Origin of the sequence: Rathayibacter caricis DSM 15933 (assembly GCF_003044275.1) — a bacterium.
Taxonomy (GTDB): domain Bacteria; phylum Actinomycetota; class Actinomycetes; order Actinomycetales; family Microbacteriaceae; genus Rathayibacter; species Rathayibacter caricis.
Genome location: NZ_PZPL01000001.1, coordinates 3,292,798 through 3,316,295, shown reverse-complemented (window position 1 = coordinate 3,316,295; position 23,498 = coordinate 3,292,798). Strand labels below are relative to the sequence as shown.

Sequence of the window (23,498 nt, the reverse complement as noted above, 5' to 3'; positions counted from 1 at the left end):
CCGGGCGGCCGCCCGGGTTGGAGAGGGCATGGCTACGACCACGATGACCCTCGACTCCCACGACCAGACCGTCTCCGACGGCATCGTCCTCATCGACTTCTGGGCGGCCTGGTGCGGCCCGTGCCGCCAGTTCGCCCCGGTCTTCGAGGCGTCGAGCGACAAGAACGCCGACATCACTTTCGCGAAGGTCGACACGGAGGACCAGCAGCAGCTCGCCGCGAGCTACGGCATCTCCTCCATCCCGACCCTCGTCGTCTACCGCGACGGCATCCCGCTGATGGCGCAGCCCGGCGCGCTGCCCGCCCCGGCGCTCGACAACCTCATCGAGCAGGTGCGCGGTCTCGACATGGTCGAGGTGCGCCGCCAGTACGACGAGGCGAAGGCCGCTCAGGAGGCCGCCGGCCCCGAGCAGTTCGCCGACGGCGCCCAGATCTGACGCTCGAACGACGGAACCCCCGAGACCACGTGGTCTCGGGGGTTCCGTCGTTCCGGGACGCGTCCGGATCAGCCCGTGTTCTGCAGGCCCGCGGCCACGCCGTTGACCGCGAGCAGCAGCAGGCGCTGGTTCTGCTCCGTCCCCGAGCCGCCCGGATCCGTGCGCAGCGCGCGGAGCGCCCGCAGCTGCAGCAGCGAGAGCGCGTTGACGTACGGAGTGCGCAGCCGCACCGCCCGGCCCAGCACGCGGTGTCCGGTGAGCAGGCTCTCCTCGCCCGTGATCGAGAGCACCCAGCGCCGGGTCGTCTCCATCTCGTCGAGGACGAGGCCCGCCAGGTCGTCGCGCGAGTCGAGCGCCAGGTAGCGGCGCGCGATGCCCTCGTCGGTCTTCGCCAGAGACATCTCGACGTTGTCGATCATCGTCGTGAACAGGGGCCACGAGGCGTACGCCGAGCGGAGCAGCTCGAGGTCGCCCACCGCCTCCAGTGCACTGCCGAGCCCGAACCAGCCGGTCAGGTTGACGCGCGCCTGCGTCCACGCGAACACCCACGGAATAGCGCGCAGGTCCTCGAGCGACTCGACCGAGAGGCCGCGGCGCGCGGGACGCGAGCCGAGCGCGAGCAGGCCCACCTCCTCCTGCGGGGTGACCCGGGCGAACCAGGGCGCGAAGCCGTCGGCCTTCACCAGCTCGAAGAAGCGCTTGCGCGACTCGCGGTCCATCGTCTCGGCGACCTCGCGGAAGCGGTCGGCCGCCGCGGCGTTGCGCTCGCCGACCGAGGGGGAGGAGGCGAGGAGGGTCGCACCGGCGACCTGCTCGATGTGCCGGGTCGCGATGTCCGGGTTGCCGTAGCGCGCGAAGATGACCTCGCCCTGCTCCGTCAGCTTGAAGCGGCCGTCGACCGATCCCGGCGGCTGCGCGAGCACCGCGCGGTTGGCGGGTCCGCCGCCGCGTCCCAGTGCGCCTCCGCGGCCGTGGAACAGCGTGAGGACGATGCCCTCGTCGGCCGCCCACTTCGCGATGCGCGCCTGGGCGTCGTAGAGCGCCAGCGTCGCCGAGACGGGTCCGACGTCCTTCGACGAGTCGGAGTAGCCCAGCATCACCTCGAGGCGGTTCCCGGTCTCGTCGAGCCGCTTGCGCACCTGGGGCAGCCGGATCATCTCGGCGAGGATGTCGGTCGACGCGTCGAGGTCGGCGAAGGTCTCGAAGAGCGGGATCGCGTCGATGACCGGCGGGTGCCCCTCCGTCGCCGCGTCCGCGAGCTCGAACACGGTCCGCAGGTCGTCCGAGGACTGGGTGAACGAGACGATGTAGCGGCGCGCGGCGGCGACTCCGAAGCGCTCCTGCACGGTCGCGATCGCGCGGAACACCGAGAGCACCTCCTCGCTGCGCTCGTCGAGTGCACCGCCGGCCCGGATCGCCGCGATCGTCTCGCGGTGCACCTTCGAGTGCTGGCGCACCTCGATCTCGGCCAGGTGGAAGCCGAACGTCTCGACCTGCCAGATCATGTTCTGCAGGTCGCCGTAGGCCGAGCGGGCGTCGCCGGCGGCGAGGAGCGACTCCTGCAGCGTCCGCAGGTCGCCCATCAGCTCGGCGGCGGAGGAGTACGCGAGTGCGCCGCCGGAGCGCGTCGCCGCCAGGCGCTCGGCCGCGAACAGCAGCACGCGGCGGTGCGTCTCGTTGGGGGAGCGGTCGGCGATGTCCTCGGCGAGCTCCGGCGCACGGTTCGTGCACGCGTCCCAGAGCGTCAGCACCTCGTGCGACGGCGGAGTGGTCGACGCGTCGAGCGTGAGGGCGCGGCCCACGCGACGCGCGACCCGCTCGAGCCCCATCAGCACGTGCTCGGAGGCGATCCCGACGGCCTCGAGGGTCGTCGCGGCGGTCACGAACGGGTTGCCGTCGCGGTCGCCGCCGATCCAGGTGCCCAGCCGCACGAAGGCGGGGGCGATCGGCGCGCGGGTGCCCGACGCCTCGCCCTGGAGGGCGTCGTCCAGACGGCGGTAGACGCGGGGGAGGACCGAGAACAGCGACTCGTCGAAGACGCTCATCGCGGTGCGCACCTCGTCGAGCGGCGACGGCTTCGACTCGCGCAGCGGCGCGGTGCGCCAGAGCGTGTCGACGTCGGCGAGCAGGCGCCGGCGGTTCTCGAGCAGCACCACGCCGCCCGTGCGCGGGTCGTCGCGCTGCTCGAGCAGCGCGCTGATGCGCCGGATGGTCGAGGCGACGGCCCGGCGGCGGGCCTCGGTGGGGTGCGCGGTGAGCACGGGGCGGAACTCGAGGCGCGAGAGGCGCTCGAACGCCTCCTCCTCGCCGAGCTCGGCGGTGAGCGTCGCCACCGACGCGGTGATCGAGTCCTCGGGCGACTGCGCGCCGGCATCGGCCTCGCGCCTGCGCAGCACGCGCACGCGGTGGAACTCCTCCGCCACGTTGACGAGGTGGAAGTAGCAGGTGAAGGCGCGCGCCACCTCCTCGGCGCGCTCGGCCGAGAGCGACGCGACGAACTCCTCCGCATCGGCGAGGTCCTCGGGTCGTCCGCCGTCGTACGCGCTGATCGTCAGCGCGCGCAGGCGCTCGACGTCGGTGTAGAGCGTCGGGTCCCCGGATTCGCGGAGGACCTGACCGAGGAGCTCGCCCAGGAGGTGGACGTCCGCACGGATGCGGTCGTCCAGGGGCGGCGCGACGGTGCCGTCGGCGGAGGTGGGGGCGGGTGCTGCGGTCGCGGCTGGCGCGTCGGAGATCGGAGGCACCTGACAGACATTAGCGGCGCCTCGTATCCGGGAGATGACGCCCGGGTCTCGTTTCGCAATGGAATGATCGGAGGTGTGACCGTGACACCCGCACCCTCCGCTCCCGCCGTCCAGACAGAGCAGGCCGCTCCTCACGTCGTCGTGCTCTTCGGGGCGGTCGGCGATCTCGCGCGGCGCAAGCTCATCCCCGGCATGGCGCATCTGGCGCTGTCCTCGCTCGCGCCCGACGTGCGCATCGTCGGGACCTCGCTCGAGGAGCACGACGACGAGTCGTTCCGCGCCTTCGCGAAGCTCGCGTACGACGAGTTCGGCAGCCGCTCGCTCACCCGCGCGCAGTGGGACGAGTTCGCGTCGAAGCTCTGCTACGTGCCGCAGTCGGCGGGCCCAGCCGCCCTGGCCGAGGCCGTGAAGTCGGCCGAGAAGGAGCTGGGCCCGGACGTCAGCCGCCTCCACTACCTCAGCGTGCCGCCCAAGGCCGCGCTGTCGGTCGTGCGGATGCTCGCCGAGGCGGGCCTCGTCGAGCGCTCCCGCATCATCATGGAGAAGCCCTTCGGCGTCGACCTCGAGAGCGCCGTCGTCCTCAACGCCGAGCTGCACGAGACGTTCGACGAGGAGCAGATCTTCCGGATCGACCACTTCCTCGGCAAGGAGCCGGCGCAGAACATCCTCGCCTTCCGCTTCGCCAACGGCCTCTTCGAGCCGATCTGGAACCGCAACTTCATCGACCACGTCCAGATCGACATCCCCGAGAAGCTGACGCTCGACCGTCGCGCCGAGTTCTACGAGTCCACCGGCGCCTACAAGGACATGGTGGTCACGCACCTGTTCCAGGTCCTCGCGTTCATGGCGATGGAGCCGCCGACCGCACTCGAGCCGCAGGCGATCAGCGAGGAGAAGAACAAGGTCTTCCGCTCGATGCGGCCGCTGAACCCCGAGAACGTGGTGCGCGGGCAGTACATCGGCTACCGCGAGGAGCCCGGCGTCGCCCCCGACTCCGAGACCGACACCTTCGTCGCGCTCAAGTGCGAGATCGACAACTGGCGCTGGGCGGGCGTGCCGTTCTACCTCCGCACGGGCAAGCGCATGGCGGAGGGGCAGCGCATCATCTCGATCGCCTTCCGGGAGCCTCCGAAGAGCATGTTCCCGCAGGGCTCCGGAGTCGGCGCCCACGGCCCCGACCACCTCACCTTCGATCTCGCCGACGCCTCCAAGGTCTCGCTGTCCTTCTACGGCAAGCGGCCCGGCCCGGGCATGCGCCTGGACAAGCTCAGCATGCAGTTCGCGCTGCAGGAGACCGATCGCGCCGGCGACGCCCTCGAGGCGTACGAGCGGCTGATCCTCGACGCGATGCGCGGCGACCACACGCTCTTCACCACCGCCGAGGGCATCGAGCGCCTCTGGGAGGTCTCGGCGCCGCTCCTGCAGGATCCGCCGCCCGTGCGCCTCTACGCCCCCGGCTCCTGGGGCCCGAACGCGATCCACCAGCTGATCGCGCCGCACGCCTGGCGGCTCCCGTTCGAGCGGGTCTGGCGCGACAAGCGCTGACCCGGCGCGCGGGGCCCGCCCGTAGGCTGGGCGCATGGCGCGCGCGGGGGAGGACCGGATCTGGACGGTCCCGAACGTCCTGAGCATGGTGCGCCTGGCGCTCGTCCCCGTGTTCCTCGTCCTCGTGATCGAGGGGGAGGACGCTCTGGCGCTGCTCACCCTGGTGGTCTCCAGCCTCACCGACTACCTCGACGGCTGGATCGCGCGCCGCTTCGACCAGATGACGCGCCTCGGGCGCATCCTCGATCCGGCCGCCGACCGGCTCTACATCTTCGCCACGGTGCTCGGCCTCGCGTTCCGCGAACTCGTGCCGTGGTGGCTGGTCGCCGTGCTGGTCGCGCGGGATCTCATGCTCGTCGTCCTGGCCGTGATCCTGGCGAATACCGGCTACGGGCCGCTCCCGGTGCACCACCTCGGCAAGTTCGCGACGTTCTGCCTCTTCTACGCCCTGCCGCTGATCATGCTCGGACAGGCGTTCCCGGCTCTCGCGCCGGCCTCGCTGCCCATCGCCTGGGCCTTCGCGCTCTGGGGCGCCTTCCTCTACTGGTGGGCCGGCATCGTCTACGCGGTGCAGACGGCCGGTCTCGTCCGGGGGGTCCGCTCGCAGAACTCCGGGTCCGGCGGGCCCACGGATTCCGATACGCTGATCGGATAGGAGGTACGTCTTGGCCGAGCCCGTGCGTGGAGCATCATCCACCGAACCGCTGAAGTCCGAGCCCGTCGAGCCCTCGACGGACACGACGCTCACGTTCACCGACGACATCGGTGCGCAGCTCGCTGCGCTCGACAACCGCGCCTCCCGCGACGAGGCCGAGGCGGTCGGCGCGCTGCCGTCCGGATCCGCCCTGCTGGTCGTGCGCCGCGGTCCGAACACCGGAGCGCGATTCCTCCTCGACACCGACTCGACGACGGTCGGCCGGCACCCCGACGCCGGGATCTTCCTCGACGACGTCACCGTCTCGCGCCGCCACGCGGAGTTCGTGCGCCGCGGCACGGGCTTCGAGGTCCGCGACCTCGGCTCGCTCAACGGCACCTACTTCGACGGCGTGCGCATCGAGTCCGCACTCCTGACCGACGGCTCCGAGGTGCAGGTCGGCAAGTTCCGGCTCACCTTCTACGCGTCCCGCGCCGACCTCGTCGCCGCACCGGACGCGTAGACCGTGGGGCGCTCCACCGCCCGGGCCCTCCCGTCCGGTCCGGCCGCTCTGCTGAGCATCGGACAGGTCCTGTCCCGCCTCACGACGGAGTTCCCCGACGTGACCCCGTCCAAGCTCCGCTTCCTCGAGGAGCAGGGGCTCGTGTCACCCGCTCGCACCGACTCCGGGTACCGCAAGTTCTCCGGAGCGGACGTCGAGCGGCTCCGCATGATCCTCGCGCTGCAGCGCGATCACTACCTACCGTTGAAGGTCATCCGCGGCTACCTCGACGACGTCGACGCAGGCCGCGAGCCCGTGCTCCCGAGCGGCGTGGGCGGGGCGCCCGCCTCCCTGCTCGCCCCGGCGTCCCGGCTCACCCGCGAGCAGCTCGCGCAGGAGTCCGGAGCGAGCGGCGCGCTCCTCCAGGAGGCGATCGGCGCGGGACTCGTCCGCGGTGGCGAGTTCTACGGCGAGGAGGCGGTGACGACCCTCAAGGCGCTCGTCGAGCTCTCGCGATCGGGCATCGAGCCGCGCCACCTCCGCCCGCTGCGGGTCGCGGTGGAGCGCGAGATGTCGCTCATCGAGAGCGTCGTCGCGTCGAGCGCCCGCCGGGGCGACGTGTCCGGATCCGCGAGCGCGACCGAGAACGCCATCGGGCTCGCGGCGCAGCTCGGAACGATCCGGAGCGCCATGGTCCGCAGCGCCCTCACGCGGATCGCCCGCTCGTGATCCCGCGGCCGCGACGACACGCCGCGGCCGTCGAGCCGATGTCGTTTACTCGGCACCCCCGGGTGAGTACCGTAGGGAGCGCGTTCGGACGATCCGGCGTTCGGATCCGGAAGGCCACGGGATGAGAGAAGTCCGCCGCGACGTCAGCGGCCAGCGCGACCTCGTCCTGTTCACCGACGGACTCCCCGATCTCGACGCCAGCGCGGGCTACCGCGGTGCGGTCGCCGCCCGTGCGGCCGGGATCACCTACCGCCAGCTCGACTACTGGGCCCGCACCGAGCTCGTCGAGCCCACCGTGCGCGGCGCCTCGGGGTCCGGCACGCAGCGTCTCTACGGCTTCCGCGACATCCTCGTGCTCAAGCTCGTCAAGCGACTGCTCGACACCGGCATCTCCCTCCAGCAGATCCGCACCGCGGTCACGCAGCTGCGCGAGTCCGGAGTGGACGACCTCGCCCAGACGACGCTCATGAGCGACGGGGCGAGCGTCTACCTCTGCACCTCCAACGACGAGGTCATCGACCTCCTCAGCCGCGGTCAGGGCGTCTTCGGCATCGCCGTCGGCAAGGTCCTCCGCGAGGTCGAGTCGAGCCTGGTCGACCTCGGCAGCCAGTCCGTCGACCCCCTGGACGAGCTCGCCCAGCGCCGCGCCTCCCGCAAGGTCGGCTGACCGCCGCTCCGGTCACCTGCAGGCTCCCGCCTGCCCCTGCTGATCCGAGGTTCCGCGGCCTCTGCTGATCGAGTAGCCCGCGCAGCGGGCGTATCGAGATCCACCACCGCCAGGAACCGCTGTCCCCGCGCCGACCACCCCGCCCGACGACGACGACGGCGCCGCAGCCGGAGCTGCGACGCCGTGGTCGAGAGGAGGTCGCGCCTACTTCCCCGCCGGCACCTGCTCGCCGATGCGGCCGGTGCGGATGACCCGGTCGAGCAGCAGGTCGAAGTTGTGCGCCATCTCCTGCGCGCTCTCGCCCGGCCAGACGTGGACGGGCTTCGCCGCGCCCTGCGCCTGCTGCAGCGAGGTGCGCTCCGGGAGCTGGGGGCTGAGCACCAGCGGGCCGAACATGTCCCGCAGCTCCTTGATCCGGAACTGGTGCTCGAGCGACTGGACGCGCGCGCGGTTCACGATGATGCCGAGGGGCTGCAGGCGCGGGCTCAGGCCGCGTCGGATCTCCTCGATCGCGCGCAGGGCGCGGTCGGCGGCCGCGACGGAGAAGAGCCCGGGCTCGGTGACGACGGCGACGCGGTCGCTCGCCGCCCACGCGGTGCGGGTCAGCGCGTTCAGCGACGGGGCGCAGTCGATCAGCACGAGGTCGTAGTCGGCCTCGACGCTCGCGAGCGCCTCCTCGAGCTTCCAGATGTCGCGGATGCTCGGATGCGGTCCGTCGAAGTTGATCGCCGACGGGCTGCCGATGAGCACGTCGATCGTGCCGTGGTGCTCCTTCGTCCAGCCGGAGGGGGCGATCGCCGAGCGGACGATCTTCTCCTTCGGCGACGTGAGCACGTCGGCGATGTTGAGGTGGCCGGCGACGTTGATGTCCATGCCGGTGGAGACGTCGGACTGGGGGTCGAGGTCGACGACGAGCGTTCGCAGACCCTTCGAGAACGCTGCGGACGCGAGGCCGAGGGTCACCGTGGTCTTGCCGACGCCGCCCTTGAGGGAGCTCACGCTGAGTACATGCATGGCTGGTTACTTTACTTTCACTAGGGTGGGAGAACCTAACCGTTCCCTGCGCGCCACCCGGCCCGGGATGCGGATACGGGGGCGCGACGTCGCACTCCCGGCTCCCCGTCGCCCGCGGAGGACCGACCCGAAGGACTGCCGTGTTCTCGAAGATCCTTGTGGCCAATCGCGGAGAGATCGCGATCCGGGCGTTCCGTGCCGCGTACGAGCTCGGGGCGCGCACCGTCGCCGTGTTCCCGTACGAGGACCGGAACTCGATGCACCGGCTGAAGGCCGACGAGGCCTACCAGATCGGCGAGAAGGGGCATCCGGTCCGCGCCTACCTCGATGTGGCCGAGATCATCCGGGTCGCCCTCGAGTGCGGAGCCGACGCGATCTACCCCGGCTACGGGTTCCTCTCCGAGAACCCCGAGCTCGCTCGAGCGGCGGCTGACGCCGGCATCGCGTTCATCGGTCCTCCGGCCCGGGTCCTCGAGATGGCGGGCAACAAGGTCACGGCGAAGGAGCACGCGCGGGCCGCCGGCGTGCCGGTGCTGCGCTCCACCCCGGCGTCGCGCGATCTCGACGAGCTGCTCGCGGGCGCCGAGGAGATCGGCTTCCCGATCTTCGCGAAGGCGGTCGCTGGGGGAGGAGGTCGCGGCATGCGGCGCGTCGACGCTCCGGAGGACCTCCGCGCGGCCCTCGAGGCCGCCATGCGGGAGGCCGACAGTGCGTTCGGCGATCCGACGATGTTCCTCGAGCAGGCGGTCGTCCGGCCCCGGCACATCGAGGTGCAGATCCTCGCCGACGCCGACGGAGAGACGGTCCACCTGTTCGAGCGCGACTGCTCCGTGCAGCGACGGCACCAGAAGGTCGTCGAGATCGCGCCCGCGCCGAACCTCGACGAGACGACCCGGCAGGCGATGCACCGCGACGCCATCGCCTTCGCCCGGTCGATCGGGTACGTCAACGCGGGCACGGTCGAGTTCCTCCTGGACACGGCGGGGGAGCGGGCGGGCGAGCACGTGTTCATCGAGATGAACCCGCGCATCCAGGTCGAGCACACGGTGACGGAGGAGGTCACCGACGTCGACCTCGTCGCCTCGCAGATGCGGATCGCCGCCGGGGCGACCCTCGCCGAGCTGGGGCTGACCCAGAGCGAGCTGCGACTGCACGGGGCGGCGCTGCAGTGTCGCATCACCACCGAGGACCCGGCGGCCGGCTTCCGTCCGGACACCGGCAAGATCACCACGTACCGCTCGCCGGGCGGCGGTGGGATCCGCCTCGACGGCGGCACGATCAACCCGGGTGCTCAGATCAGCCCGCACTTCGACTCGATGCTCGCCAAGCTCACCTGCCGCGGCCGCGACTTCCCGGCGGCGGTGGCCCGCGCCAAGCGCGCTCTCGCCGAGTTCCGGATCCGCGGCGTCTCGACGAACATCCCGTTCCTGCAGGCCGTGCTGGACGATGCGTCGTTCGCCGCGGGAGACCTCAGCACGTCCTTCATCGACGAGAGGCCGGGGCTGCTCGCCGGACGCGAGTCCCGCGACCGAGGGACGAAGCTGCTGACCTGGCTCGCCGAGGTCACGGTGAACCAGCCGCACGGCGCCCGACCGCCGGGACTGCCGCCCGTCGACAAGCTGCCGGCCGTCGACCTCGCGGCTCCTGCTCCCGCCGGGTCCAGGCAGCGCCTGCTGGAGCTCGGTCCGAAGGGCTTCGCCGACGCCCTGCGCGCGCAGACCGCCCTCGCGGTGACGGACACGACCTTCCGCGACGCGCACCAGTCCCTCCTGGCGACGCGGGTCCGCTCGCGCGACCTCGTGGCGGTCGCCCCCTCCGTCGCCCGGCTCACCCCGCAGCTGCTCTCGGTCGAGGCCTGGGGCGGCGCCACCTACGACGTCGCGCTCCGCTTCCTCGGCGAGGACCCGTGGGAGCGGCTCGCGGCCCTGCGCTCGGCCCTGCCGAACGTCGCGATCCAGATGTTGCTCCGCGGCCGCAACACCGTCGGCTACACGCCCTACCCGACGGAGGTGACCGACGCGTTCGTCCGCGAGGCCGCCGCCACCGGCGTCGACGTCTTCCGCATCTTCGACGCGCTCAACGACGTGTCGCAGATGCGGCCCGCCATCGACGCCGTGCTCGCGACGGGCACCACGGTCGCCGAGGTGGCCGTCTGCTACACCGGCGACCTGCTCGATCCGGCTGAGGACCTCTACACCCTCGACTACTACCTCCGGCTCGCCGAGCAGATCGTCGACGCGGGGGCCCACGTGCTCGCGATCAAGGACATGGCGGGGCTGCTGCGCCCGTACGCCGCCGCCCGCCTCGTCGAGGCGCTGCGCGGGAGGTTCGACCTGCCGGTGCACGTGCACACCCACGACACTCCCGGCGGTCAGCTCGCCACCCTGCTCGCCGCGGCGGAGGCGGGTGCCGACGCCGTCGACGCCGCGTCCGCGCCGATGGCGGGCACCACGAGCCAGCCCTCGCTCTCGGCCCTGGTCGCCGCCCTCGCGCACACGCCCCGCGACACCGGGCTCGACCTCGACGCCGTCTCGGATCTCGAGCCCTACTGGGAGGCGGTCCGCCGCCTCTACCGCCCGTTCGAGTCCGGCCTGCCCGGACCGACCGGGCGGGTGTACCGCCACGAGATCCCCGGCGGCCAGCTCTCGAACCTGCGCCAGCAGGCGATCGCGCTCGGCCTCGCCGACCGCTTCGAGGTCGTCGAGGACCTCTACGCCGCCGCGAACGGGATCCTCGGACGGGTCCCCAAGGTCACGCCGTCCTCCAAGGTCGTCGGCGACCTCGCCCTCCACCTCGCCGCGGTCGACGCCGACCCCGCCGACTTCGCAGAGAACCCGCAGGCCTACGACATCCCCGACTCCGTCGTCGGCTTCATGGCGGGCGAGCTCGGCGAGCTGCCCGGAGGCTGGCCCGAGCCGTTCCGCACCCGGGTGCTCGAGGGGCGCGACGTGCGCATCGGAGTGGCCGACCTCTCGCCCGAGGACCGCGCGGTGCTGCTCGGTGAGGACGCGGACGCTCGGCGCGCCACCCTGAACCGGCTGCTGTTCCCCGGCCCCGCCCAGCAGTTCCTCGACGTGCGCGAGTCGTACGGCGACGTCTCGGCCCTCGACACGGCCGACTACCTCTACGGCCTGCGGCAGGGCGAGGAGCACGTGGTCGAGATCGCGCGCGGTGTCCGCCTCTACGTCGGGCTCGAGGCGATCGGCGACGTGGACGACAAGGGCATGCGGACGGTGATGACCACCCTGAACGGGCAGCTGCGGCCGGTGTTCGTCCGCGACACGACCGTCGCGGTCGACACGACGAGTGCCGAGAAGGCGGACCGGACCGTCCCCGGTCAGGTCGCCGCGCCGTTCGCGGGGGTCGTGACGCTCAAGGTCGCCGTGGGCGACGTCGTGGCGGCGGGAGCCGCGATCGCGACGATCGAGGCGATGAAGATGGAGGCGGCCATCACGACTCCGGTCGCGGGCACCGTCCGACGGCTCGCCGTCCCGGTCACGCAGCAGGTCGACGCGGGCGATCTGCTGGTCGTCGTCGAGGCGTCCTAGGGCCTGGTGAACGCGAGATCGCCGTCGCGAGCACGCGAGATCGTGTTCAGCAGGCCCTAGCAGTCGGAGCCCGGGGGCTCCAAGGCCCGGCGCCCCCGAACGGGCCGCCGGTACACTGACCGCAAGCGGAAGGAGGCTCGTTCGCATGGATGAGCGCAACGACGAACAGCCCGACACCGGCCCCGTGCCCCGCACCGCGCTCGACGCGGTGAGGGACTCGACGCAGTACGTGCCCCGCGAGAGCGACACTGCTCCGACCCGGATCCCCGACGGCGTGCGGGTCGATCCGCCGCTGCGGCGGCGGTCCACCGCGCCGGCGCCCGTCGAGGACGACTCCGTCGATGTCGGCACGCTCGGCATCCCCTCGGCCCGTCCGTCCCGCTCCTCGCACGTCGCGCCTCCGGAGCCGGACCCCGCCTCGGGCGTCGGACCCGTGTCCGCCGGGTCCGCCTCGCGCGACGAGGTCTCCGTGCTGCCCGAGGAGCCGGGCGAGCGTCCGCGCGGCCGGGGAGAGACTCCCGCCACGGACTCCGCCGAGTCCTCCGCGGCCGAGCAGACCCGCAGCGCCACGCGGCGCGACCGTCTCCGGGCGGAGTCCGAGGCGTCGTCCGGTTCGGGATCCTCCTCCGGTTCCGCCTCCGGCCCCGAATCATCGTCGATGCTGACGGCCGACCGCCTCCTCGAGGTGAACCGCCGCACGCGCCCCGCGCCGACCTCCGGCTGGAACCGCTTCGTCTACGCCGTGACGTTCCACACCGTGAACCTCGGCGACTCCGCGAAGGAGCAGGCCTGGAAGGCGATGGGGGAGCGGATCAGCCGCCAGTTCGAGGGCGGCACCCGCTTCGTGCCGGTGATGACCCGCAAGGGCGGCGTCGGCAAGACGACCGTCACGACCCTTCTCGGCATGGCGCTGGCCGACGCCCGCGAGGACCGCATCATCGCGGTCGACGCCAATCCCGACCGGGGCACTCTCGCCGAGCGCGTGCCCAAGCAGACCCGCGCGACCGTCCGCGACGTCGTCAACCGCGCGTCCGGAGTCACCGGCTTCACCGACTTCTCGACGATGGTGTCGCGCGACGAGACCCGACTGGACGTCCTCGCCTCCGACACCGACCCGATGCTGTCCGAGGCGTTCGACGAGGACGACTACAACGTGGTCGCGGACCTCGTGGAGCGGTTCTACTCGATCATGCTCACCGACTGCGGAACCGGCATAGTCCACTCCGTGATGCGTCCGACGCTGCAGCGGGCCGACACGGTCGTCATCGTGTCGGGCGGGAGCATCGACGAGGCGCGCCTCGCCTCCGAGACCCTCACCTGGCTCGATGCGAACGGCCACGGCGCTCTCGTGAAGAACGCCGTCGTCGCCCTGAACACCGCCACGCAGGGGACGAGCCTCGTGAAGCTCGAGGAGATCGAGTCGCACTTCCGCTCGCGGGTGCGCGACATCGTCCGCATCCCGTACGACCCGGTGCTGGCCGCCGGCTCGGTCGTGAAGTGGGAGCACCTGCGTCCGGCCACGAAGGACGCGGCGCGACTGCTGGCCGCGCTCGTCGTCGAGGGCATGCCGGTCCGGCGTGCCTGAGGCGGCGGTCGACGCCGCCGAGCAGTTCGATCTGATCGTCATCGGGGCCGGATCCGGCAACTCGATCGTCGGTCCCGAGTACGACGACTCCCGCGTGGCGCTCCTCGACGACGGGGAGTGGTTCGGCGGCACCTGCCTCAACGCGGGCTGCATCCCGACCAAGATGTTCGTGCACGTGGCCGACGTGGTCACCGACGTCGACCAGGGAGCGCCCATCGGTGTGCGAGGAGCCGTCGCGCGACCCGAGTGGGCGGCCGTCCGCGATCGCGTCTTCGGCCGGACCGACACGATCAGCCGGGCCGGACTCGAGTACCGGGACGAGCGATCCCCGAACGTCACCGTGCTGCGCGAGAGCTTCGGCTTCGAGTCGCTCGGCGACGGTTCCCGTCCGCACGTGCTGGTGAGCGCGAGCGGCACCCGGATCAGCGCGCCCCGCGTCGTCATCGCTGCCGGCTCCCGGCCCCGCCCTCTGCTGGCGGCGTACGCGCCCGATGCGCGCATCCATGACTCGTCCTCGATCATGCGCCTCGACGAGCTCCCCGAGCGGATGGTGATCCTGGGAGGCGGAGCCGTCGCAGTCGAGTTCGCCCACGTCTTCTCCGCCTTCGGCACCGCGGTCACCGTCGCCGTCCGGAGCGACCGCCTTCTCCGCTCGCTCGACGAGGACATCGCGCGGCGGTTCACCACGATCGCCCGCGAGCGCTGGGACGTCCGCACCGGCGTCACCGCCGAGCAGGTCGACGCGGGCGACGGCGGGCTCGTCGTCACGTTCAGCGACGGGTCGAGCGTCGAGACGGACGTCCTGCTCGTCGCCCTCGGGCGCGACCCCAACAGCGACACCCTCGCCGCCGCCTCCGTCGGGATCGATCTGCATCCGGACGGACGGGTCGCGGTCGACCTCGAGCAGCGGGTCCTCTCGGCCGGTGCGGCCGTCCCCGGTCTCTACGCGCTCGGAGACGTCTCGTCGGAGTGGCAGCTCAAGCACGTCGCGAACCACGAGGCGCGGATCGTCGCCCACAACCTCCTGCACCCGGACGACCCTCAGCGGAACACGCTCTCGCCCGTGCCCGGAGCGATCTTCGCTCACCCCCAGATCGCCCACTTCGGCATGACGCTGGCCGACGCGGAGGACGCCGGCGTCGCCGCGATCTCGGTCAGCCAGGAGTACGGCTCCACCGCCTTCGGCTGGGCACTCGAGGACGACTCCAGCGTCTGCATCCTGGTCGTCGGGCTCGATGGAGCCCTGCTCGGCGCGCACCTGATGGGCCCGCAGGCGAGTATCCTCATTCAGCCGCTCGTCCAGGCCGCCAGCGTCGGACGCGGCATCCACGGACTCGCCCGCAGCCAGTACTGGCCGCACCCGGCGGCGAGCGAAGTCGTCGAGAACGCCCTCCTGAAAGCGGAGGAGGCCCTGAGGGAGCGCACCACATGACCGAACGCCAGATCCGGATCTTCGGCGATCCCGTCCTGAAGACCCCGTCGGCACCGATCGAGGCGATCGACGACGGGATCCGCGGACTGGTCGAGGACCTCGTCGACAGCGTCCGTCCGCCGGGACGCGCCGGCGTCGCCGCCCCTCAGATCGGCGTGAACCTCCGCGCCTTCAGCTACAACGTCGACGGCGTCATCGGGTACATCCTGAACCCCGAGATCGTCGAGCTGACCGGCGAGCCGCAACCGGTCGACGAGGGCTGCCTCTCGGTGCCCAACCTCTGGTACCCGGCGATCCGCTACCCGCACGCCAAGGTCCGCGGAACCGACCTCGACGGCAACGAGGTCGTCCTCGAGGGCGACGGCCTGATGGCGCAGGCCCTGCAGCACGAGTGCGACCACCTCGACGGCCGCCTCTACCTCGACCGCCTCTCCAAGGAGCACCGCCGCGCCGCGATGAAGGACGTCCGCGAGTCCCCCTGGTTCTGAGTCGATTCGGACGCCCGTCCTTGCCGGGCGTCCCGCGGTCGGCTCGCGCGGAGGGGCGCGTTCCGCAGAGCGTCCTGCGTTCGCCGACGGGAAAGCGCTGACACGCGCTTTCCCGGATACGGCTCGACCTTCGGTGGAGCCCGCGGTGGCCGGTCGGATCGGGCTTCTGCTGCTGATCGAGTAGCCCGCGGAGCGGGCGTATCGAGATCCACGTCACTGTGGTCGGTCTCTGACGAGCACAACCTCGGCCAGAAGTGCAGCTCAGCCGCCATCGTCGCTGACCGCCACTCACACCTGCGGCTCTGCATCCGACCGCTCGTCGGACGCAGAACCGGTGCCGCCCGAGCACCGGGCGGCACCGCCGTTCAGCGGAGGCTGATGCCCTCCGTGGCCGGGGCGGCGGAGTAGAGCGCGGAGATCGTGTCGGCGTAGTCCGAGAGGATCACGGCGCGCTTGATGCTCATCTTCGGCGTCAGGTGGCCGCTCGCCTCGGTGAACTCGGTCGGCAGGATCACGAACTTGCGGATCGACTCCGCGCGCGAGACGGACCCGTTGGCGTGGTCGACGGCGCGCTGGATCTCGGCGAGGACCGCCGGGTTGACGGCCGCGTCGTCGAGGGAGAGCGTCGGATCCTGCCCGTTGTTGCCGAGCCACGTCGGCAGCATCTCGCTGTCGAGCGTGACGAGCGCAGCGATGAACGGCCGCTGGTCCCCGACCACCACGACCTGGCTGACCAGCGGATTCGCGCGGATCGGGTCCTCGAGCGCCGCCGGCGCGACGTTCTTGCCGCCGGCCGTGACGATGATCTCCTTCTTGCGGCCGGTGACGCGCAGGTACCCGTCCTCGTCGAGCGAGCCGAGGTCGCCCGTGCGGAACCACTCGCCGTCGAACGACTCCGCCGTCGCCTGCTCGTTGTTCCAGTACCCGCCGAAGACGCAGATGCCCCGCACCTGGATCTCGCCGTCCGCCGCGATCCGGATGGACGCCCCCGGCATGGCCGGTCCGACGGTGCCGATCTTGAACAGCTCGGTGCGGTTCACACTCGCGGGCGCGGTCGTCTCGGTCAGGCCGTAGCCCTCGAGGATCTTGATCCCGAGGCTGTGGAAGAAGTGCCCGAGCCGGTCGCCGAGCGGTGCCGAGCCCGACACCGCGTACTTCACGTTGCCGCCCATCGCCGCCCGCAGCTTCGAGTAGACCAGGCGGTCGAACAGCAGGTACTGCAGCTTGAGCGCCAGCGGCACCGACCCGGCCTCGACGGCGATCGAGTGCGCGACGGCGACGTCGGCGGCCCGGCGGAAGATCTTCCCCTTCCCTCCGGCCTCGGCCTTCTGCTCCGCCGAGTTGTAGACCTTCTCGAACACGCGGGGGACCGCGAGCAGGAAGGTCGGCTTGAACGAGGCGAGGGAGGGGAGGAGCTGCTTGGTGTCGGCCTGGTGGCCGACCTTCACTCCGCCGTGCACGCAGAGGACCGAGATGAAGCGGGCGAACACGTGCGCAGTGGTGATGAAGAGGAGCGTCGAAGCGCCCGGCTGGTGGATCAGCTCCGTGAGCGCGACGGCGGAGTTGCGGCTGAGCTCGACGAAGTTCGAGTGCCGGATGATGCAGCCCTTGGGCCGCCCGGTCGATCCCGAGGTGTAGATGATCGTGGCGATGTCGGAGCCGGTGGCGAGCGAGCGGCGGCGCTCGATCTCGGCGTCCGGCACGTCGACTCCGCGCGCGGCGAGCTTGTCGAGGTCGCCGAGCCCGATCTGCCAGGCGATGCGGACGTCCGGGACGTCGGCGCGGATCTCGTCGAGCCGCGCGAAGTGATCCGCCGTCTCGACGATCACGGCGTGGGCACCGGAGTCGGTCAGGTTCCACTGCACCTGGGCGGGCGAGGAGGTCTCGTAGACCGGGACGAGGATCGCGCCGGCGAACCAGACGGCGAAGTCGATCAGCGTCCACTCGTAGCGCGTCTTGCAGATCAGCCCGATCTTCTCGCCGGGCTCGATGCCCGCGGCGACGAGGCCCTTCGCGAGAGCCGTCACCTGGTCGAGGAACTCCTGCGCGGTGACGTCGCGCCAGCCTCCGCCCTCGGGCAGGGCGAACAGCACGCGGTCGGGGGTCTCGCGGACCCGGTCGAGCAGCAGATCGGCGGCGTTCGCCTGAGGATCGGCGGCCACCACGGCGGGTGAATCGAACTGTTCCACGGCAACTCCTTCGGCACCTGAACGAACGTCGAGCCCACTCTATCGGCGGGATCGAAGCTGTGGATCCGTTCAGGGTAACGATCCGGCCGGTGGTCGCGATGCGGGCTCCTCCGGTGCCCGGCCCGCCTGAGCCTGCGCGCTGTCCGCGGTCACTACACTCGATCCAGTCGCCGGAGAAGGCGGCTCCACCGGCGCGGATGCGCCGACGGCGGAGGAAAGGCGGTTCGCGTGCACGCGATCGGGATCGACATCGGCGGCACGAAGATCGCAGGGGCGCTGGTCGACGAGTTCGGCGCGATCCTCCGCGAGGACCGCCAGCCGACTCCCGCCGGGCACCCCGAGCTGATCGTCGACGTCGTCGTCGAGATGGTCCAGCGCCTGCGCGAAGGCCTCGCGCCCGGCGATGTCGCCGCGGTCGGAGTGGCCGCCGCCGGCTTCATCGACGCCTCCCAGTCGATCGTCTACTACGCCCCCAACATCAACTGGCGCAACGAGCCCTTCCGCGAGAAGCTCTCGGCGCGGATCGATCTGCCGATCATCATCGAGAACGACGCGAACGCCGCGGGCTGGGCCGAGTTCCGCTACGGCTCCGGCCGCCTGGTCAGCGACATGGTCATGCTCACCATCGGCACGGGCGTCGGCGGAGCGATCGTCATCAACGACCGCCTGCTGCGCGGCGGCTTCGGCGCGGCCGCGGAGGTCGGGCACATGCGCGTCGTCCCCGGCGGGCTGCCGTGCGGCTGCGGCGCCCGCGGCTGCATCGAGCAGTACGGCTCCGGTCGCGCCCTGCAGCGCTTCGCGGGCGAGCTGGCCGACGCCGGCGGCATCGGACAGGGCATCGCGGACGCCCGCAGCCGGAACGGCGGCGAGCTCAACGGCCACATCATCTCCGACCTCATCGTCGCGGGCGACCTCGGCGCCCTCGCGGCGCTCCGCCAGCTCGGCCACTGGCTGGGCGAGGCCGCGGCCAGCCTGAGCGCGGTCCTCGACCCTCAGCTCTTCGTGATCGGCGGGGGAGTGGCGCAGGCCGGTGACCTGCTGCTCGACCCGATCCGTCAGGCGTACCTCGACAACCTGCCGGCGCGCGGCTACCACCCCGAGCCCGAGTTCCGCATCGCGGAGCTCGTCAACGACGCCGGGGTGGTCGGCGCGGCGGACCTCGCCCGCCTCCACGCGAACTCGCTCTGACCCCGCTCCACCCGCCCCACCCCCGACCCTGCACTCGCTGAGGAGCCGCACGATGTTCTACTGGTTCATGAAGCACATCGTGGCGGGACCGCTCCTGAAGACGATCTTCCGTCCGTGGGTCGTGAACGCCGACCGGGTGCCCCAGACCGGCGGAGTGATCCTCGCGAGCAACCACCTCTCGTTCATCGACTCGGTGTTCCTGCCGCTCGTGATCGACCGCAACATGGTCTTCCTCGCCAAGAGCGACTACTTCACCGGCAAGGGCCTGAAGGGCTGGGCGACGCGCCTGTTCTTCACCGCCACGGGGATGCTGCCCATCGACCGCTCCGGCGGGAAGGCCTCCGAGGCGTCCCTCAACACCGGGCTCCGCGTCCTCGCGCGCGGGGAGGCGCTCGGCATCTATCCCGAGGGCACCCGCAGCCCCGACGGCCGGATGTACCGCGGACGCACCGGCGTCGCGCGGATGGTCCTCGAGGCGCGCGTGCCCGTCGTGCCCGTCGCGATGGTCGACACGGCGCGGATCATGCCGATCGGCAGCCGGCTGCCCAAGCTCGGCCGGATCGGCATCGTCTTCGGCGAGCCGCTCGACTTCAGCCGCTTCGAGGGCATGGAGGGCGACCGCTTCATCCTCCGCTCGATCACCGACGAGATCATGTACGAGCTCCTCGCCCTGAGCGGCCAGGAGTACCTCGACGTCTACGCGACGTCGGTCAAGGAGAAGCGCGCCGCGCTCGTCCGCTGACCGCCGGCTGTGCGCGGAGGCCTCCTCCTCGGAGGCGTCCCGCGAGGCGATAAGCTCGTCAACCGCTGCCGTCCGACCGGGCGGTACCCGCTCGCGCGCCTCCCGGCGCCCGTCAGAACCAGGAACCCCCGTGGTCATCGATCCGAACGAACCGTACGTCCTCGCCGCCCCCTCCGTGGTCGCCGGCCTGGACTATTGGCGCGAGCTCGAGATCAAGCAGCAGCCGCAGTGGCCCGACGCCGAGGCGGTCCGTGCCGCGTCCGCCGAGATCGCCGCGCTGCCTCCGCTCGTCTTCGCGGGCGAGGTCGACCAGCTCCGCGAACGCCTCGGCGCCGCGGCGCGCGGCGAGGCGTTCCTGCTCCAGGGCGGCGACTGCGCCGAGACCTTCGCCGGTGCCACGGCCGACCAGATCCGCAACCGGGTCAAGACGGTGCTGCAGATGGCCGTCGTCCTGACCTACGGTGCGAGCATGCCGGTCATCAAGATGGGCCGCATGGCCGGGCAGTTCGCGAAGCCCCGCTCGAGCGATCTCGAGACCCGCGGCGACGTCACGCTGCCCGCCTACCGCGGCGACATCGTGAACGGCTACGACTTCACTCCGGAGTCGCGCACCGCTGACCCGCGCAGGATCGTGCAGGGGTACCACACGGCCGCGTCGACCCTGAACCTCATCCGGGCCTTCACGCAGGGCGGCTTCGCCGATCTGCGGCTCGTGCACTACTGGAACAAGGGCTTCACCGAGAACCCGCAGAACCAGCGCTACGAGCAGCTCGCCCGCGAGATCGACCGCGCCGTGAAGTTCATGGTCGCGTGCGGAGCCGACTTCGAGGGCATGAAGCGCACGGAGTTCTACACGGGCCACGAGGGCCTGCTGATGGACTACGAGCGCCCGATGACGCGGATCGACTCGCGTACTGGGACCCCTTACAACACGTCCAGCCACTTCATCTGGATCGGCGAGCGCACCCGCGAGCTCGACGGCGCCCACGTCGACTTCCTGTCGCGCGTGCGCAACCCGATCGGCGTGAAGCTCGGCCCCTCGACGAGCCCCGAGACGATGCTCGAGCTGATCGACAAGCTCGACCCGGATCGCGAGCCCGGTCGCCTCACCTTCATCACGCGGATGGGAGCGGGCAAGATCCGGGACGCCCTGCCCCCGCTGCTGGAGGCGGTCAAGTCGAGCGACGCCCTGCCGCTCTGGGTCACCGACCCGATGCACGGCAACGGCTTGACGACGCCCACCGGCTACAAGACCCGTCGCTTCGACGACGTGGTCGACGAGGTCAAGGGCTTCTTCGAGGCGCACCGCGCCGCGGGCACCCACCCGGGCGGCATCCATGTGGAGCTCACCGGCGACGACGTCACCGAGTGCCTCGGCGGCTCGGAGCAGATCGACGAGGCCACCCTCGCGACCCGCTACGAGTCGGTCTGCGATCCCCGCCTCAACCACATGCAGTCCCTCGAGCTCGCCTTCCTCGTGGCGGAGGAACTCCGCGGCTCCGCCGTCTGAGCGCCACCTCGGCGAGGCGGTCCTCCTCCTTTTGGCGGCCGTGGATCTCGATACGCCCTCTCCGAGGGCTACTCGATCAGCGGAAGCTCGCTGGTCGAGTAGCCGCGCAGCGGCGTACCGAAACCCACACTGTTGAAGGTCGTGGATTTCGATACGCCCTCTGCGAGGGCTACTCGATCAACGAGCGTCTGCCACGGAGAGGCGTATCGAGACCCGCCCTTCTGAAGGTCGTGGATCTCGATACGCCTTCTGCGAGGGCTACTCGATCAACGAGAGCGTCTGCCGCGGAGCGGCGTATCGAGACCCGCGCTTCTGAAGGTCGTGGATCTCGATACGCCCTCTCCGAGGGCTACTCGATCACCGGGGGTCCGAGTCCGATGGACTCTCAGGCATCCGAATCGTCCCCTCCTCGAGGCGAACGGGTGGATCGCGTACCAGCGATCCGCGCTAGGCGGTCGCGACCCGCTCTACAGGACCCGACCGTCCCGGGAAGCCGACCGCGGCGATCGGGGGCGGGGACCCCGATCGCGAACGGCTACGTCGTGATGGTGATCGACAGCTGGATGGAGGTGCCGCGCTGCACGGCCTCGCCGGCGGGGTCCGACTGCGCGGTGACCCTCGTGATCTCGTTCGGGGCGGCGTCGATGAGCGCGCCGAGGGTCGAGAGGGAGTAGCTCCACGTCAGGTCGACGGCGTCGAGTGCGGCCTTGGCCTCGTCGCGGGTCAGACCGACGACGTTCGGCACGGCGACCGGCTCCGGGCCCTTGGAGACGACGACCGAGATCGTGCCGCCGGTGGTGGCCGGAGCCTCCGGGTTCGCCTGGATGAGGACGACGCCGGCGGGCACGGTGTCGCTCCAGTCCTCCCCGTTGCGGTCGAGGGCGAGGCCGGCGTCCTTCGCCGCCGCGGTCGCCTCCTCGACGGTCATCCCGACGACGTTCGGGATCGACCCGAGGCTGACGGTCAGGGCGATCGTCGACTGCTCGGCGAGGACGGGCGGGAGCGGCGAGCCGTCGGGGAGGGCGGCCGAGATGACCCGTCCCTCGTCGACGTCCCCGTCGAACACGCGGGTCGTGTCGCCCAGGGCGAACGGGGCTGCGGTGATCGCCGCGGTCGCCTCCTCCTCCGTGAGACCGGTGAGAACCGGGACCTCGAGCTGCCGGGGGCCGCTGGAGACGACGAGCGTCACGACTGAGTCCTTGTGGATCGCCTGGTCCGGCGCCGGGTTCGAGCTCATCACCGTGCCCGGAGGAACGGTCAGGTCGGGCGCCTGCTCCTGCTCCGCCCGCAGTCCGCTGGACTCGAGCAGTTCGACGGCGTCGTCCTGCGGGAGGCCGACCACGCTCGGGATGGTGCGCAGCGCGCCGGGGCCCTCGCCGAACCAGTAGGCGGTGCCGCCGCCGAGGAGGGCGAGGAGGATCACGGCGACGACCAGGAGCACGCCTCGTCGGCGCCGGACCTTCCGCTTCGCGGCGAGCCGGGCGACGGCGGTCTCGTCGTCGTCCTCGACGACCTCGGCCTCGCTCCCGGGTCCGTCGAGGACCGTCGTCTGGCCCGGAGTCGCCGCATCGAAGAGCGCGGTCGTCGCGGGCGGCGGGGCCGACTCGGGCAGAGGGGTGACGGCCTGGGTGTCGGCGACCCGGCGGTCCGTGGGCGTGATGCCCATCAGCCGCTCGGCCTCGAGCAGCTGCGCGAGCATCACCCCGGCGTCGCGCGGACGCATGTCCGGATCGCGCTCCGTCGCCCAGAGCACGAGCTCGTCGAGCGACGTCGGGACGGAGGCGACCTTCGCACTCGGGTAGGGCACCGAGTCGTTGGCGTGCTGGTAGGCGATCTGCATCGGCTGCTCGCCGGTGAACGGCTGCTCGCCGGTGAGCATCTCGTAGATCATGATGCCGATGGCGTAGATGTCGCTGCGGGTGTCGGCCGTGCCGCGGGTGACGAGCTCGGGGGAGAGGTAGGCGATCGTGCCGAGCAGCGCCTGCCCCGACGCGGTGTTCGCCGACGCGGCCCTGGCGAGCCCGAAGTCGCCGATCTTGATCCGGCCGTCGTCGGCCAGCAGCACGTTCTCGGGCTTGAGGTCGCGGTGCAGGATGCCCGCACGGTGCGCCGCGGCGAGGCCCGACAGCACCGAGTGCATGATGTCGACGACCTGCTGGGCGGTGAGGCGCCCCCGCTCCTTGAGCAGATCCCGCAGGGTGATTCCCGGCAGGTACTCCATGACGAGGTACGCCATGTCCGAGTCCTGCCCCTGGTCGAAGACGCTCACGACGTTGGGGTGCGCCAGTCGAGCGGCCGAGCGGGCCTCCTGCACGAAGCGGTTCTTGAAGGTCGCGTCGTCGGAGAGGTGGCCGTGCATCACCTTGATCGCCACGCGACGCTCGAGGCGCTGATCGGTCGCGAGGTAGACCGTGGCCATGCCTCCGCGGGCGATCCTCGAGCGCACCTCGTAGCGGCCGTCGACGAGACGGCCGAGGAGGGGGTCGAGCTGGCTGGTGGTCACGCGACGAGTCTAGGCAAGACCGTTCGGCGAACCCGTGTGCAA

17 protein-coding genes are annotated in these 23,498 nt (G+C 71.3%); 13 read left to right on the top strand and 4 right to left on the bottom strand.

The genetic code is table 11. The features are described 5' to 3' along the window. Nucleotides 1-28: 28 nt before the first annotated feature. Nucleotides 29-436 carry a thioredoxin gene (gene trxA, locus C1I63_RS15420; protein WP_055794900.1) on the top strand — a complete coding sequence of 136 codons (408 nt, stop codon included), beginning with the start codon at nucleotides 29-31 and terminating at the stop codon, nucleotides 434-436. A gap of 68 nt (nucleotides 437-504) precedes the next feature. Here trxA and C1I63_RS15415 read toward each other — a convergent pair whose 3' ends face one another. Continuing rightward, nucleotides 505-3,102: a phosphoenolpyruvate carboxylase gene (locus C1I63_RS15415; protein WP_244907224.1), complete on the bottom strand. Its 2,598-nt coding sequence runs from the start codon at nucleotides 3,100-3,102 to the stop codon at nucleotides 505-507. Nucleotides 3,103-3,261: 159 nt separating this feature from the next. On the opposite strand from C1I63_RS15415, the gene zwf reads away from it, so the two are divergent. From zwf to C1I63_RS15390, 5 genes are all read left to right on the top strand, one after another. Then, nucleotides 3,262-4,725: a glucose-6-phosphate dehydrogenase gene (gene zwf / locus C1I63_RS15410; RefSeq protein WP_170116271.1), complete on the top strand. Its 1,464-nt coding sequence runs from the start codon at nucleotides 3,262-3,264 to the stop codon at nucleotides 4,723-4,725. Nucleotides 4,726-4,759: 34 nt separating this feature from the next. Next, on the top strand, nucleotides 4,760-5,380 hold the full coding sequence (locus tag C1I63_RS15405) for a CDP-alcohol phosphatidyltransferase family protein (RefSeq protein ID WP_107575328.1): 621 nt from the start codon (nucleotides 4,760-4,762) through the stop codon (nucleotides 5,378-5,380). A 49-nt stretch (nucleotides 5,381-5,429) separates the two neighbouring features. Then, nucleotides 5,430-5,882, top strand: a complete 453-nt coding sequence (locus tag C1I63_RS15400; RefSeq protein WP_230673060.1) for an FHA domain-containing protein — start codon at nucleotides 5,430-5,432, stop codon at nucleotides 5,880-5,882. A gap of 3 nt (nucleotides 5,883-5,885) precedes the next feature. After that, on the top strand, nucleotides 5,886-6,590 hold the full coding sequence (gene ftsR / locus C1I63_RS15395) for a transcriptional regulator FtsR (protein WP_055794906.1): 705 nt from the start codon (nucleotides 5,886-5,888) through the stop codon (nucleotides 6,588-6,590). A 121-nt stretch (nucleotides 6,591-6,711) separates the two neighbouring features. Next, nucleotides 6,712-7,257, top strand: coding sequence for a MerR family transcriptional regulator (locus tag C1I63_RS15390; protein WP_055794909.1), 546 nt, complete (start codon nucleotides 6,712-6,714; stop codon nucleotides 7,255-7,257). Nucleotides 7,258-7,461: 204 nt separating this feature from the next. Here C1I63_RS15390 and C1I63_RS15385 read toward each other — a convergent pair whose 3' ends face one another. Then, nucleotides 7,462-8,271, bottom strand: a complete 810-nt coding sequence (locus C1I63_RS15385) for a ParA family protein (RefSeq protein WP_055794914.1) — start codon at nucleotides 8,269-8,271, stop codon at nucleotides 7,462-7,464. 140 nt (nucleotides 8,272-8,411) lie between these two features. On the opposite strand from C1I63_RS15385, the gene C1I63_RS15380 reads away from it, so the two are divergent. From C1I63_RS15380 to def, 4 genes are all read left to right on the top strand, one after another. Further along, on the top strand, nucleotides 8,412-11,819 hold the full coding sequence (locus C1I63_RS15380; RefSeq protein ID WP_107575327.1) for a pyruvate carboxylase: 3,408 nt from the start codon (nucleotides 8,412-8,414) through the stop codon (nucleotides 11,817-11,819). A 145-nt stretch (nucleotides 11,820-11,964) separates the two neighbouring features. Further along, a complete protein-coding gene (locus C1I63_RS19990) occupies nucleotides 11,965-13,404 on the top strand; it encodes a MinD/ParA family ATP-binding protein (protein ID WP_211315629.1) in 1,440 nt (479 codons plus the stop codon). Continuing rightward, nucleotides 13,397-14,836 carry a mycothione reductase gene (locus tag C1I63_RS15370; RefSeq protein ID WP_107575326.1) on the top strand — a complete coding sequence of 480 codons (1,440 nt, stop codon included), beginning with the start codon at nucleotides 13,397-13,399 and terminating at the stop codon, nucleotides 14,834-14,836. Before C1I63_RS19990 ends, C1I63_RS15370 begins: the two co-directional genes overlap by 8 nt. Beyond that, on the top strand, nucleotides 14,833-15,324 hold the full coding sequence (def, locus tag C1I63_RS15365; RefSeq protein WP_056867283.1) for a peptide deformylase: 492 nt from the start codon (nucleotides 14,833-14,835) through the stop codon (nucleotides 15,322-15,324). Before C1I63_RS15370 ends, def begins: the two co-directional genes overlap by 4 nt. 365 nt (nucleotides 15,325-15,689) lie before the next feature. Here def and C1I63_RS15360 read toward each other — a convergent pair whose 3' ends face one another. Beyond that, a complete protein-coding gene (locus tag C1I63_RS15360; protein ID WP_107575325.1) occupies nucleotides 15,690-17,513 on the bottom strand; it encodes an AMP-dependent synthetase/ligase in 1,824 nt (607 codons plus the stop codon). A gap of 228 nt (nucleotides 17,514-17,741) precedes the next feature. Here C1I63_RS15360 and C1I63_RS15355 point away from each other — a divergent pair, with 228 nt between their 5' ends. From C1I63_RS15355 to C1I63_RS15345, 3 genes are all read left to right on the top strand, one after another. Continuing rightward, entirely contained in the window at nucleotides 17,742-18,701 is a 960-nt protein-coding gene (locus C1I63_RS15355; RefSeq protein ID WP_055794927.1) for an ROK family glucokinase, read from the top strand. Between the two features lie 52 nt (nucleotides 18,702-18,753). Next, nucleotides 18,754-19,443, top strand: coding sequence for a lysophospholipid acyltransferase family protein (locus tag C1I63_RS15350; RefSeq protein WP_055794930.1), 690 nt, complete (start codon nucleotides 18,754-18,756; stop codon nucleotides 19,441-19,443). A 175-nt stretch (nucleotides 19,444-19,618) separates the two neighbouring features. After that, on the top strand, nucleotides 19,619-20,953 hold the full coding sequence (locus tag C1I63_RS15345; RefSeq protein ID WP_107575899.1) for a class II 3-deoxy-7-phosphoheptulonate synthase: 1,335 nt from the start codon (nucleotides 19,619-19,621) through the stop codon (nucleotides 20,951-20,953). Nucleotides 20,954-21,488: 535 nt separating this feature from the next. Here C1I63_RS15345 and pknB read toward each other — a convergent pair. Further along, nucleotides 21,489-23,456 (bottom strand): Stk1 family PASTA domain-containing Ser/Thr kinase, encoded by a 1,968-nt coding sequence (gene pknB / locus C1I63_RS15340; protein ID WP_107575324.1) that lies wholly within the window; start codon nucleotides 23,454-23,456, stop codon nucleotides 21,489-21,491. Nucleotides 23,457-23,498: the final 42 nt, after the last annotated feature.

What these genes read in the sequence shown, in the direction of transcription:
- def (WP_056867283.1), top strand. Translation starts at nt 14,833, where the DNA reads ATGACCGAACGCCAGATCCGGATCTTCGGCGATCCCGTCCTGAAGACC.
- C1I63_RS15405 (WP_107575328.1), top strand. Translation starts at nt 4,760, where the DNA reads ATGGCGCGCGCGGGGGAGGACCGGATCTGGACGGTCCCGAACGTCCTG.
- trxA (WP_055794900.1), top strand. Translation starts at nt 29, where the DNA reads ATGGCTACGACCACGATGACCCTCGACTCCCACGACCAGACCGTCTCC.
- C1I63_RS15390 (WP_055794909.1), top strand. Translation starts at nt 6,712, where the DNA reads ATGAGAGAAGTCCGCCGCGACGTCAGCGGCCAGCGCGACCTCGTCCTG.
- C1I63_RS19990 (WP_211315629.1), top strand. Translation starts at nt 11,965, where the DNA reads ATGGATGAGCGCAACGACGAACAGCCCGACACCGGCCCCGTGCCCCGC.
- C1I63_RS15350 (WP_055794930.1), top strand. Translation starts at nt 18,754, where the DNA reads ATGTTCTACTGGTTCATGAAGCACATCGTGGCGGGACCGCTCCTGAAG.
- C1I63_RS15385 (WP_055794914.1), bottom strand. Translation starts at nt 8,271, where the DNA reads ATGCATGTACTCAGCGTGAGCTCCCTCAAGGGCGGCGTCGGCAAGACC.